6 protein-coding genes are annotated in these 13,946 nt (G+C 45.3%); 5 read left to right on the top strand and 1 reads right to left on the bottom strand.

The window, feature by feature from the left end; all coding sequences use genetic code 11:
• Positions 1-69 precede the first annotated feature (69 nt).
• The gene (gene mtr, locus C5470_RS17655) at positions 70-1,314 is read left to right on the top strand and encodes a tryptophan permease (RefSeq protein WP_166290991.1); all 1,245 of its coding nucleotides are present in this window, start codon (positions 70-72) and stop codon (positions 1,312-1,314) included.
• A 399-nt stretch (positions 1,315-1,713) separates the two neighbouring features.
• On the opposite strand, the gene C5470_RS17650 is transcribed toward mtr, so the two are convergent.
• Positions 1,714-2,928, bottom strand: coding sequence for a Tm-1-like ATP-binding domain-containing protein (locus C5470_RS17650; RefSeq protein ID WP_036849696.1), 1,215 nt, complete (start codon positions 2,926-2,928; stop codon positions 1,714-1,716).
• A 235-nt stretch (positions 2,929-3,163) separates the two neighbouring features.
• Between C5470_RS17650 and C5470_RS17645 the strand changes: the two genes are divergently transcribed.
• From C5470_RS17645 to C5470_RS17630, 4 genes are all read left to right on the top strand, one after another.
• Positions 3,164-3,787, top strand: a complete 624-nt coding sequence (locus tag C5470_RS17645) for a TetR/AcrR family transcriptional regulator (RefSeq protein WP_166290989.1) — start codon at positions 3,164-3,166, stop codon at positions 3,785-3,787.
• Between the two features lie 824 nt (positions 3,788-4,611).
• On the top strand, positions 4,612-4,755 hold the full coding sequence (locus C5470_RS17640; RefSeq protein ID WP_242688080.1) for a type VI secretion system contractile sheath small subunit: 144 nt from the start codon (positions 4,612-4,614) through the stop codon (positions 4,753-4,755).
• Positions 4,756-5,387: 632 nt separating this feature from the next.
• Positions 5,388-5,675, top strand: coding sequence for a hypothetical protein (locus C5470_RS17635; RefSeq protein WP_166290987.1), 288 nt, complete (start codon positions 5,388-5,390; stop codon positions 5,673-5,675).
• A 187-nt stretch (positions 5,676-5,862) separates the two neighbouring features.
• Positions 5,863-13,946: amino acid adenylation domain-containing protein (locus C5470_RS17630; protein WP_166290985.1), on the top strand; the 8,084-nt coding region annotated here is incomplete at its 3' end.

Raw genomic sequence — 13,946 nt, 5'->3', positions numbered from 1 at the left:
GGGTGCTTCTATCTGCAAGCATCCCAAATTTTATTTCGTATATCATAAAGCCACGCTAGGATTACGCACATGGCTACTTTACTAATAAAAAAATCGTCTCCCTCTTTACTTGGCGGCGCAATGATCATTGGCGGAACGATTATTGGCGCAGGCATGTTTTCCTTACCGGTTGTCATGTCAGGAGCATGGTTTTACTGGTCAATCGCTGCTTTGCTTTTTACCTGGTTTTGTATGTTGCACTCAGGGTTAATGATATTGGAGGCCAATCTTAATTATCGGATTGGCTCAAGTTTCGGAACGATAACAAAAGATCTTTTAGGCAACGGATGGAATATCATTAATGGTATTACGATTGCGTTTGTCTTATATATTCTAACTTATGCTTATATTTCTGCCAGTGGATCGATTATTCAGCATGTCATAGGGGATATGGAGATAGATTTTTCGCCGCGACTGGCTGGTTTTTTGTTTGCTTTTGCTGTTGCGTTTGTTGTCTGGCTAAGTACAAAAGCGGTTAGCCGGATAACCTCTATTATTCTTGGTGCCAAAGTATTAACTTTCTTTATGACTTTTGGTGGCTTGATTTATAACGTTGAACCTGCGGTTTTATTTAATACTGTTGAGATTAATCCGACTTATTGGCCTTATGTATTAGCAACTTTGCCTTTCTGTCTGGCTTCTTTTGGATATCATGGCAATGTTCCTAGTCTGATGAAATATTATGGAAAAGAACCTCAGAAAATAAAGAAATGTCTGTTTATTGGGACGTTAATGGCATTAGTTCTTTATCTAGTCTGGTTGATTGGAACAATGGGAAATATTCCCCGGTCAGATTTTATTAAAGTTGCGGAACAAGGGGGAAATATTGATGTTCTGGTCCAGTCATTAAGTGGAGGCTTAAACAGTTCAACATTGAACTTATTGTTGACCCTTTTTTCTAACTTTGCTGTTGCCAGCTCATTTCTTGGTGTCACGCTGGGACTGTTCGATTATTTGGCCGACTTGTTTAAATTTGATGATACCAAACTGGGGCGTTTTAAAACCGCATTGGTAACGTTTCTTCCGCCAATGGTTGGAGGGATGATTTACCCGAATGGTTTTATTTATGCGATTGGCTTCGCCGGCCTTGCTGCGACAGTTTGGGCTGCTATCGTTCCCGCTTTACTCGCCAGAGCATCCCGTAAACGGTTTGGTAGCCCAGCCTATCGGGTTTGGGGCGGCAATGCGATGATCGGCTTGATTTTGCTGTTTGGCGTATTGAATGTCACTGCTCATATCTTATCAAGTTTTAATCTACTGCCCGTTTATTCATAAAAAAACTCCTGCGGTGGGTGCCGCAGGAGCCTGGTGTTGACGGAGATAAGCTCCGAAAAGGAAGAAAACAAAGCAGGTGTATTTATGTTTTAATTTAGTTTGTTAACTCCCAACATCTTACAGCAAGGTTATTAACAGGAAGTTCTTATGGCTTCCCTTTAGAACATGAGCACCTGACTGCTTTATTTAGTACAACTCCTGACAGACATATCGTAAGAAGCTGTGACTAATAGAACAATAGCATCAGAATGCACTATTTTGACAACTTTTTGCTTAGTCATTAATTAGTTGTATACAATCTTTCAGTGTAAGTACTGCTTCTGAACCGGTATTATCGTTGCTGGTCAGGCCCATTAATGTTTACTCCTGTTTCAGTGGTTGTTCGTGTTGAGTCACAACTTAAGTCATCATCATCTGTTGGTATTCGCTAATCACCTGTTGGCAGAATTCAGGTGAATTCACATGATGAGAGTTTTTAATTAGTTGTCTGTTTTCCGTTTCTATAAATGTAGACTCAAAAGCGTTGATAAAGGCTTGAGTCGCATCAGGATTCCAGAAGGGGCCACCTTCAATGTCCAGAGCGGAAAAACCGCCTTCAGGAATAATAAATTTTAATTTTCCTTCGCACCGATTAAGTTTTTCCGCAATCCAAATTCCCATTTGGCGGTTCTCTTCTGGTACGGTGCGCATTAATGTTACCTGAGAGTTGTGGCGGTAAAATTGCCGGTATTTGTAGCGTTCCGGGATAGTATTCAGATGCCCGAAATTTACCATATCCAATGCGCCGCAAGAGCCAATATAAGGTATTTGTGTGCGTGCTATCGCCCCCAAACGGTCTGCATCACAGGGTAGAGCACCACCAAACAGATAGTCACAGACTTCAGTTGTGGTGATATCCAGCAGGCTATTTAGCAGACGGCTTTCGGCCAGTTTTTCCATTGTTTTGCCGCCGCTGCCGGTTGCATGGAAAACCAGACAGTCATACTGTTGCTCTAACTCTTTGGTCAGTAATTGTATGCAAGGTGTTGTGACGCCAAACATTGTCAGACCGATAGCCGGCTTATCTTCAACATTGTTCTCCTGGTAGAAATAAACTGCGCCTGCAATTTGATTGGCCGCGTTTTTCAATACCTGACGGGAGATACGGTTAAGGCCGGACACATCAGTGACTGAATAGAGCATGGCGATATCACTGACACCGACATAACCTGAAACATCACCGGAAGCCATAGTAGAAACCATCAGTTTTGGTATACCGACAGGCAAAGATTGCATCGCGGGTGTAATCAGTGCTGTCCCGCAGGAACCCCCCAGACCTAGAATCGCTAAAACATCAGTTTGTCTTGATAAAAAAATATTAAAAGCGACTGACATTGCGGATATCGCTTTCCCCCTATCACCACAGAAAACGGCATCTTTGCCTTGTGGATGATGCTCTGCTACTGTTAATGCAGTGATGTCCGCACCTCTTTCGAGCGGGCCAGATTTAGTAGTTAAATCCACAGTACGAACGGCAAGGCCAGCTTTTTCTATCAGATCCCTGACGTAGAAGATTTCTGCGCTCTTGGTATCAAAAATAGTGGCGATATAAACACAGCCTTGGCTTTTTTTCATTATAATTATGAATACTTCCCTGGTGCTGACTACTAATTCATGGACAGATTATAGACAAGATGAGACTCTAGTATCACTATTATATTACCAAATTGAGACTGTCATCTCATTTTACCCATAAATAAACTGAATCAATTTGGGTGTTTTGTAGATAGTTAAGTAGAGTGATGATAGCGAAGAAGAATTTTAACCATAAGCTTTATCTAGAGATTTTTATTGTGAAAGAGTTGTGGCAATGATGGATTCGAATACTAAACCTCACTTTACCGGGACCCGGAAAAAAACGTATGCATTGCTGATAAATGCTGCACTGGAACTTTTTGAGCAGAGAGCGATACCTTCGGTTTCCGAATTGGCACAGTATGCTGGTGTTTCCAGAGCAACGGCATACCGCTATTTTCCGACCCAGAGCGATTTAATTGACGCAATTGTTAGTGCCAGCCTCGGGCCGATTCTCACTTGGAAGCCTTCCAGTGAGAAAACCGAAGATCGGATTATTGAGCTGTTGGATTTTGCCTATCCCCGTATGTTTCAACATGAAGGTGCATTGCGGGCGGCTCTGTTGGTTTCTTTACAGCAATGGGCCCATGGGCGAGATTTATCTGCGGATAAGCAGGAAAAGAAATTGGTACGTGGGCATCGTAAGGAGATCCTTGCAACGGTTGTTGAACCACTAAAAGGGCATTTTCCACCGGAGACTTTGGAAAATGTTATTCGTTCTTTTTCTCTGATTTATGGCTCTGAAGTCTTTCTGGTAATGAAAGATATTTGGAATATGGATAATGAGAAGGTTATTGAAATCACTAAATGGATGGCAAAAGCCATTATTAATCAGGCTCATAGAGATTCTAAGCTCTAGTTGTTTTTGATAAGCCATTTAATAACTTAGTGTTAATTGGCGAACTTCACGGGGTGGATATTTTGCATAGATTTCATATAACTTATGATTATTCTTATGCAAGATATCCCTGTTTATGCAGAAAGAATAAAAATGGTTGTTGAACCAGGTGATTGAGTTTTGCCGCTACACGCCAAATGAGCATTTGTTACTTATTGAATTTATCTCCTTTATGACTAAGGTTTGTTCATAACCATTCTGTATTTCCATTAAAATTAATTTGATGAAATGACATCATTGTACCTGTCTTTCATGGTTAAAATTCCCGCCTATATAAAGCAAAATGTTAAAAATATATTGGTTTGTGATTGCAATAAATACTTTAAAATCTAACAAATCGATTATCAATATAACTATTTCTGGTTGATCATGACGAAAATCATAATTCATCCTTTAATTACACCTATATTTTATTTTTTCTGACTAATCAGAGTATTACTGCTAAAAATAGTAGTTTGAAAAATAGGACAAGTATGAAAATACACTTTAATTACAATTCGTAATTTTTAATTTAACCTTTAAATACAATAGGTTAAATTAATTTGAGAGGTTTTTGATATTATATTTAATCCAGTAAGGTGTTGCATTAAATTAATATGTGTGAGAACTTATTTACCAGCTGGCCTGCGGTGGTTTTTAAATATCATTAAATGTGTCACAACATATTAGATTGCTATAAATAGACGTTAATTTTTCTCTTCGTTTATTTCATTTTATTCGATTATTTAATCAGGTTTGGTGTGGTTTAACGTAAGTTTGCACTTCCTGTCATATATAAAGATGCCATGAATACTCAACGTAAACTTGATAAAGATAATTTTAATGCGGTAATGGAAGGTCTGGCACCTTCATTGGAATTTCAAGTTGAAAGTGCGCTGCCTGGGCAGCGCGGATCAAAAGCCAACTCGACCAGTTTCTGGTCGACATGACCTCCGGTTTACTGGTGGCCTACAATATTAACCATAATAAAATAAATATTAATATTCTGTTAAAGTTAAAAAATAAATATATGTGATAATTAAACTTAAATAACAATTTAATAAACTGAGTCTATTTATTTGTTTTGAAATATTTTAATGAGAAAAACAATATAAAAATCAAAGAATATTATAATTTCAATTGACATGCCATATGTTTAATATTAATAAATTACTATAATTTTTTAATTTATTATAGTGTTGATTTTTTTCGATTTTAATATTGATAAGATTTATCCTAAAGAACCAGGAGGGCGGTAGCGTGGGAAGTAACTTAGAAAAGAAAATTAAAAATACGAAAGGTAGTAAACAGAAGAAATAGTTTTAATGATAACGTAAATAGGCTTTTTTTACAGAGTAAGGAAATTATAAAGGCAGAGAAAATTTATCCAGAAAATAATAAAACTATACAATTAGTTTACATATCGATGTTGTGCTTGTTAAAGCTGAAAAATTCAATTTTGAACATATTTAAAATAGTGAAAGAAATTTTAAGTTAGTTTACCGCCTGCAATAATAACGAATTCCTTCAAGTTCTATAATGAGACGAAATCATTAATAGCTAATCTTCAATGGGATATATTATGGATGAAATTAAATGTTTGGATGTTTTCCCGCTGTTTTCTACTCTCCTGCAAAAACTTTGGCAACAAATTACCGAGGATATCGAACGCATTACACCAGAAATGTTGCCACTGACTGAAATAAATCAGTCTGACATTGATCGAAGTATCAACCAGATAACGGGAGGGCTCCAGAACGTTCAGGATATTTATGGACTTTCGCCGTTGCAGGATGGAATTATGTTTCATCACTTGTTGGAAAATCAGGGCGATTCATATCAAGTGATATTCCGTCTCATCACGTTTTAATAATAAACTTAATTATCCATCTCCGTGACGAATATCAATCGAATTATTTCTATATCATTCTTTTATCTTAATTAAGCATATAAACGTATCACTATATTAGTGTCTGTTATCAAATGTTTGCCCTATTAGAAATTAGAACGATGTTTGGTTGATAGAGATTCAAGACTTGACACTTTGGAATGATAAAATGAATATGCCACATAGCCACAACCTATCATCAGAAAATCCTTTTACTTCTTCTCATGAACTATCACTTAGTTCTACTCAACAAGTCATTTGGCTTGACCAAATTCTTCATCCTGACTCCCCCAATTACAACATCAGTACATTGGTCTGTATTGATGGAGCTCTGGATGAAGTATTGTTCACTCAGGCTCTTGAAGCCGTTGTTTCTCGCCATGACACATTACGCTTACGGCTTGTGGATACCCACGGATTACCTCGCCAAAAACTCGTCGATACTTCCTCAGTCTCTTTAGCTGTGCACGATTTTTCACACTATGCTGATGCAGAAGCCCAAGCCACACAGCAAGTGCACGCTACTTTTATACGCCCGTTCCATTTGTATGGGGAGCTGTGGCGTTCTGAGTTGCTGCGAGTCAGTGATACACGCTGGTACTGGCAATTTTGCTGTCATCATTTGATCTCAGATGGTCTGGGTTTGAGGCTGGTTATCAAAGATCTTGCAGATAATTACAATCGTTTGGTCAAGGGGGATACATTAGCAGACGTTGCTCCTTCCTACCTTGACTTTATTGTTGAAGATCGTACCTATCTTGACTCCAAATTACACACACGTGACCTGCAATTTTGGCTGGAACGCTATGAAAAACTGCCTCCAGCCCTAATTCCGCCCTCAAATCCAGGCACATCTGTCACTCACTCGCCGGCAAAACCCGTTCTTTGGCAGCTGAACGCAACACTTTTTCAACAGATTGAAGATACAGTGGCCGCTCATGGATTCTCTATCCTCCATTTTATGTATGCCGTTCTGGCTTGCTATTTCGCCCGTAGTACAGACACAGAAGAGATTGTTATTGGCATTCCAGTGCACAATCGCAAAAATGCGAAACAGAAATGTACTCTAGGGACATTTTCGTCAGTCATTCCCATTGGAGTAACTATTCACTCTAAAGACTCTTTCCTTGATGTTATGCACAAGGTTGCAGCAGAGTTACGTCGTTGCTATAAGTATCAGCGGTTACCCATTACAGAAATTAACCAGCATACACAGATAAAACAGAAAACAGGACGTGCCCAACTTTTTGATATCACACTGTCGCTTGAGTTGTTCAACACCAATTTTAATATGCAACAAGCTGTCACAACGCTTAAAGCGTCACATCGTGGTGCAATGTTCCCCCTTGCAATAGCTATCTACCAATACACATTTACCCACCTTGAAAAGGTAAGCCAGCCTGTCACAATCGAATTCAATTACAATACTAATTACCTGAATCACGAAGAAGTCGTTGCCCTCCAGGCTCGTTTAGCCCTATTAGTAGAAGCCGCCATAACTTCTTTAGATAGGCCGATCGGGAATGCCCCTCTCTTACCTTCGTGGGAGCGTCAGCAATTATTGATGGATTTCAACGCAACCAAAGTTGATTTTCCACAAAACGCACTGATACATCAGCTGTTTGAGCAACAGGTTGAACGCACTCCTGATGCCATTGCCGTGGTATTTGAAACACAATCAATTAACTACAATGAACTGAATCATCGGGCCAACCGTTTAGCGCATTATCTGATTTCTTTAGGCGTACAACCCGATGAGCGGGTCGCTATTTGTGTTGAACGTAGCCTGGATATGATAGTGGGGCTGCTGGCTATTCTCAAGGCTGGCGGCGCCTATGTGCCCCTCGATCCGACCTATCCGTCTGAGCGACTGACCTATATGCTGGATGATGTGAAACCAGTGGCTCTGCTGACTCAGTCTTCACTCATTGAAAAACTGAATAGCCATCTGCCTACCGTAGTATTTGACGCCCCGGTCTTGTCCGCTTTTGATAAAAAATCGGCAGAAAATCCCAATACTCAGGCCCAGAAACTGACCTCAAACCATCTGGCTTATGTGATTTATACCTCCGGCTCTACCGGGCAACCTAAAGGAGTCATGGTAACGCACAGGAATGTTATTAATCTTTATACTGGACTAGGTCTTCATACTGGGTTGAATAACACAGAACAGCCATATCGTGTAGCCGTGAATGCCAGTCTGGTATTTGATGCTTCAGTACAAAATTGGATCCAAGTATTGTCAGGCCACACGTTAGTTATTGTCCCTGAGAACGTGCGTCCAGATGGGGACATGCTATGGCAATATTTTGCCAGTCAGGCAGTGGATGTCTTCGACTGCACGCCAGTCCAATTGCAATGGTTACTGAATGCTGGTTTAGGCTCTTCTTCTGGTTATCAGCCTAAGCTCGTGTTGATTGGTGGTGATGCTATTTCACCTTTAGTTTGGTCCAGATTGCAACAAATCACGACTTCCCGATTTCTTAACCTATACGGGCCAACAGAATGTACGGTAGATGCCACTGTCTGCCCGATTGATATCACGTTACCACAACCCTCTATTGGTCGTCCTATCGCCAATACCCAAATCTATATTCTAGATATACAAGGCCAACCCGTGCCTTTTGGTGTAACCGGCGAAATTTATATTGCGGGTGCCGGGGTGGCCCGAGGTTATCTGAACCGCCCTGAATTGACTATCGAGCGTTTCCTGACGGATCCGTTTACCTCAGATCCTGATGCCCGCATGTACAAAACCGGTGACCTTGGACGTTGGTTACCTGACGGTAATATTGAGTACATCGGCCGTAATGATTTTCAGATCAAATTACGTGGATTCCGCATTGAACTGGGTGAAATCGAAGCTCATCTCATTCAATGTCCGGGAGTGAGGGAGGCTATTGTCATTGCTCGTGAAGATACCCCCAATAACACACGGCTGGTTGCCTATATTCAGCCTCAGCCCGGTATTAAGCTTGTCTTGGCTGAACTACGTCAGCAACTTATTTTGCAATTAGCTGAATATATGCTGCCCAGTGCATTCGTGATATTGGAAACTTTCCCGCTGACTCTCAACGGCAAACTCGATCGTAAAGCACTACCGGCACCTGATCAATCAGCAGTAATAACGCGTAGCTATGAAGCCCCCAATGGGGAACGGGAAACAAAACTGGCTAAGCTTTGGCAAGATTTGCTGGGATTGAAATGTGTTGGCCGTCAAGATCATTTCTTTGAACTCGGTGGTCATTCGTTGATGGCGGTTAGCCTGATTGAACGACTGCGTAATGATGGATGGCTGCTTGATGTTCGCGGCGTTTTTTCTGCGCCCGTGCTTGCTGACATGGCTCAGGCTATCCAGATAAATCAAGATAACTCTGTTTTTATTGTGCCACCTAATCGTATTCCTAAAAATTGTACCGCTATTACTCCCGATTTGTTGCCCTTGGTAACATTATCTCAAGCAGAAATCGACACGGTTACAAAAACTGTAGTTGGCGGCGCGGCCAATGTGCAGGATATCTATCCGCTCGCACCGCTACAGGAAGGCATACTGTTCCATCACCGCCTACAGGAGCAAGGCGATACATACCTGTTAAATAGTCTGATTGCTTTTGATAACCGTCAGCGTCTTGATACCTTCCTTGAAGCTTTGCAAAAAGTCATTGATCGCCACGATATCCTGCGTACCGCTATCTGTTGGCAGGGGCTGACCCAACCCGTACAAGTGGTCTGGCGACAAGCCTCGCTATCAGTGATGACTTTCGTGCCTATTTCAGCAGACAATGTGCAAGCCCAGTTACAGACCCACACAGACCCACATCAACGCCGATTTGATCTAAGCCAGGCTCCGTTACTGAGCGCCGATATCGCTCATGATCCGGTCAGTCACGAGTGGCTGCTGGCGCTGAGTTACCATCATTTGGTCTGTGACCATATGACACTGGAACTTATCGCCAGTGAAATCCATCTATTACGGCAAGGACTCACTGAAGAACTGCCTAATCCGCTACCATACCGTAACTTCATTGCCCAGACCTTGAATGTACCGTCTTCAGTTCATGAAGACTATTTTCGTGCCCGACTCGCCGATATTGATACACCAACGACACCATTTGGTCTGTTTAATGTACAGAATGATGCTCACGATATTACCGAAGCCCATTTATTGCTGGACAGCACTCTGGCACGAGCGATCCGTATTCAGGCCCGCCACTTAGGAGTCAGTGCAGGGGTACTATTCCATGTTGCTTGGGCGCAAGTATTAGCACAGACCAGCGGCCGTGATGATGTGGTTTTCGGTTCCGTGCTGCTGGGTCGCCTGCGAGGTTACGCTGGGTCTGATCGAGTCATGGGAATGTTTATCAATACCCTACCGGTGCGGGTATCCCTTGCTAATCACAGTGTATTGGAAATGGTGCAGACCACCTACCGTGATCTAGCGATGCTGTTGGAACATGAGCAGGCTCCGCTGGCATTAGCCCAACGCTGTAGTGGTGTTACCCCGCCATTACCGCTGTTCAACACGTTATTCAACTACCGTCATAATCAATCAAACATAGATAATATTGCCTCGGACGGTACCCGATTGCTAACCACAATAGAACGTAACAACTATCCGCTCACTCTCTCGGTAGATGATCTAGGTGAAGATTTTAGTCTGTTGGTTCAAAGCGTTGTGGAGATCGATCCCGCTCGAATAGCGGGTTACTTGACCACAGTCATGGGTAATCTGATCGAAACCTTGGCTACCGACCCTCAGCAGCCTATTTGTCGCCTGCCAATCTTGTCCGCCAACGAGCGTCAGCAATTGCTGATGGATTTCAATGCGACCAAAGCTGACTTTCCACAAAATGAACTAGTACACCAATTGGTTGAACAACAGGCTGAACGTACTCCCGACGCCATTGCTGTGGTGTTCGAAGGACGCGCTCTCAGTTACAAGGAACTTAACTGCTGTGCTAATTGTCTAGCCCACGACTTGCTTGCGTTGGGGGTAAAACCCGATGACCGGGTGGTCATCTGTGCTGAACGCAGTCCAGAGATGGTGGTGGGGTTATTGGCTATTCTCAAGGCTGGTGGCGCCTATGTACCACTGGATCCAGCCTATCCGGCCGAACGACTGGCCTATATGCTGGATGATGCGGCGCCAGTCGCACTACTTACTCAAGCAGCCCTGAGGGAAACATTGGGCAGCAACCTGCCTACTGTAGTGCTTGATGTCCAACAACTATCTATTTTTAATAAAGCGTCAGCAGAAAACCCCGATGCTCGAGCATTGGGATTGACCTCACACAGTCTGGCGTATGTGATTTATACCTCAGGTTCCACCGGGCAACCCAAAGGAGTTATGGTTGAGCATGGCGGATTCAGAAATTACCTACAGTGGGCTCTTGGACACTATGCTAATGCAAATCGACTAAACAGTATTGTGTCATCACCGGTGGCCTTTGATGCGACTGTCACCAGTATTTACCTGCCCCTGCTTTGTGGCGGTAGAATACAACTGCTCCGTGATGGACAAGAATTGATCGAGTTGATACCCACCCTGTTATCTATGGATGCCACTACTCTGGTCAAGATCACCCCAACCCATTTTGCTGCGGTTGGTCAGGAATTGCTGACGGCAAAACAAACTTGTCCTGCACACTATTTTATTGTGGGGGGAGAGCCTCTCTCTAGTTCAACCGTAGCACTTTGGCGTGAACTTTCTCCTGAATCACGCATTATTAATGAGTACGGCCCAACCGAAACCGTAGTGGGTTGCATCGCGTTTGATACCTATGAGCTGAATGGTTTCACTCGCAATGTCCCTATTGGCCGCCCAATCGCCAACACCCAAATCTATATTCTGGATGTACAGGGTGAACCCGTACCTCTCGGCGTTATCGGTGAGATCTATATTGGCGGCACCGGTGTGGCCCGCGGCTACCTTAACCGACCAGAGTTGACCGCGGAACGCTTTATTCCGGACCCGTTCTCAACCGTATCTGGTGCCCGGCTGTATAAAACCGGCGACCTTGGCCGCTGGCTGCCAGATGGCAATATCGAATACCTCGGCCGTAACGATTTTCAGGTCAAGCTGCGCGGTTTCCGCATTGAACCGGGTGAAATTGAGGCTCAACTTGTTCAGTGTCCGGGGGTGGACGAAGCTGTCGTCGTCGCCCGCGAAGACATTCCGGGCGACACCCGTCTGGTGGCCTATCTCCGGCCTCAGTCCGGCGTTGAACTGGTGCCGGCGGATTTACGGCTGCGACTGGCACAGCATCTGGCCGACTATATGCTGCCCAGTGCCTTTGTGATGCTGGCGAGCTTCCCGCTCACGCTCAATGGCAAACTCGATCGCAAATCACTGCCAGCACCCGACCAGTCTGCCGTGGCAATGCATGCTTATGAGGCACCCGTTGGCGAACTGGAAACGACACTGGCACAAATTTGGCAAGACCTGCTGGGGCTGGCGTGTGTCGGGCGTTATGATCATTTCTTCAAACTCGGCGGGCATTCATTACTCGCAGTTCAATGCACGACACGTGTACGTCAGGAATTAGCTCTGGATTTGCCGCTGGCTCAGCTCTTTGCCCAGCCTGTCCTGATTGACCTCGCCCGGGCACTCACTGCTGCCTCCGTCACCGCCCGGGCGGTTATCCCTGCGGCCGATCATAGTTTGCCTCTGCCACTCTCCTTTGCCCAGCAGCGATTGTGGTTCCTCGGCCAACTCGATTCCGCTGCCAGCCAGGCTTACCATATTCCCGCGGTATTGCAGCTTTCCGGTCAGCTTGACCCGCAGGCCCTCACCGCGGCACTCGATAGCCTTGTCGCCCGCCAAGCGAGCCTGCGGACCCACTTTACGCTGGTTGACGGTCGGCCCTGTCAGCAGATAGCGCCTACAGACATCGGCTTTTCACTCTCCTGTTTGGACTTACGTTCCCTGAGCGCGACGGCCCGTGCTAAGCGCGTTGCCGAACTCACCGAATATGAGGCCTGTGCGCCCTTCGATCTCACTCAGGGCCCGCTGATCCGAGGTCAATTACTGCAACTGGCCGATGAGGAGCATGTGCTGCTGTTTACCCAGCATCATATCATCTCCGACGGCTGGTCCACCGGCATCATGGTCTGCGAGCTGGCAGCGCTTTATCAGGCCGCTCTTGCTGGTCAGGCGGCGGTTTTACCGCCCCTGCCCATCCAGTATGCCGACTATGCCGTCTGGCAGCGCAATGAGTTGCAGGGAGAGCGCCTTACCGAACAACGTGATTTCTGGGGTGCCCAATTGCAGGGCGCGCCCGCCTTGCTGGAATTGCCCACGGACCGGCCACGCCCGTCAGTACAGCGTTATGCCGGCAGCCGGGTGCCTTTCCATCTGACTGCTGAAGTCCTCACTTCCCTCAAGGCATTGGGGCAACGTCAGGGCACAACCCTGTTTATGACCCTGCTCACGGCCTGGACTGTTGTCCTTACCCGCCTCAGTGGCCAGGATGATATCGTCATCGGCACCCCCGTGGCCAACCGCCAGTACAGCGAAACCGAAGCGTTAATTGGTTTCTTCGTCAATATGCTGGCCTTGCGTATCGAACCCGGTCAGTGCCACACGGTGGCGGAACTGCTGGCTCAGGTTCGCGAACGCACACTGGCGGCCTATGCTCATCAGGACCTGCCTTTCGAACAGGTGGTAGATACATTGCAGCCGGCCCGCAGTTTGAGCTACAGCCCTGTCTTCCAGGTCATGCTGGCGCTGAACAACACCCCAGCTCAGGCGCTGACGTTGCCCGGACTGGCTCTATCCCTTATTGAGCAACCGCAGCGCAGCAGCCAATTTGACCTGACGCTGTCACTGACTGAAACCGACGCCGGTTTAGTGGGGGGGCTGGAATATGCGACCGATCTGTTTGATCAGGAGACCGTGGTTCGCATAGCGGGCTACCTTGAGAACGTGTTGACAGCAATGGTCGCGGATATGACGCAAGCGCTTTCATCTCTGCCGATGCTACCTGTCACAGAGCAGCAACAACTGCTGAGGGATTTCAACGCCACACAGGCGGATTTCCCGCAGGAAGCCCTGATCCATGAATTGTTCGAACAACAGGCGGCACGTACCCCGGATGTCACCGCCGTGGTGTTTGAAGAACACGCTCTCAGCTATGACGAACTGAACCGCCGCGCCAACCGGCTGGCCCATCATCTGTTGACCCTCGGCGTGCAGCCGGATGACCGGGTCGCCATCTGCGCCGAGCGCAGTCTGGAGATGGTGGTGGGATTATT

It is taken from the genome of Photorhabdus stackebrandtii (genome assembly GCF_011189495.1).
Classification (GTDB): Bacteria; Pseudomonadota; Gammaproteobacteria; order Enterobacterales; family Enterobacteriaceae; genus Photorhabdus; species Photorhabdus khanii.
Note: the sequence above shows the minus strand (reverse complement) of the source record. Positions and strands in the feature narration are given on the sequence as shown.

Excerpts from the sequence above, each read along its gene's own strand:
- C5470_RS17650 (WP_036849696.1), bottom strand. The coding sequence starts at position 2,928 with ATGAAAAAAAGCCAAGGCTGTGTTTATATCGCCACTATTTTTGATACC.
- C5470_RS17645 (WP_166290989.1), top strand. The coding sequence starts at position 3,164 with ATGATGGATTCGAATACTAAACCTCACTTTACCGGGACCCGGAAAAAA.
- C5470_RS17635 (WP_166290987.1), top strand. The coding sequence starts at position 5,388 with ATGGATGAAATTAAATGTTTGGATGTTTTCCCGCTGTTTTCTACTCTC.
- mtr (WP_166290991.1), top strand. The coding sequence starts at position 70 with ATGGCTACTTTACTAATAAAAAAATCGTCTCCCTCTTTACTTGGCGGC.
- C5470_RS17640 (WP_242688080.1), top strand. The coding sequence starts at position 4,612 with ATGAATACTCAACGTAAACTTGATAAAGATAATTTTAATGCGGTAATG.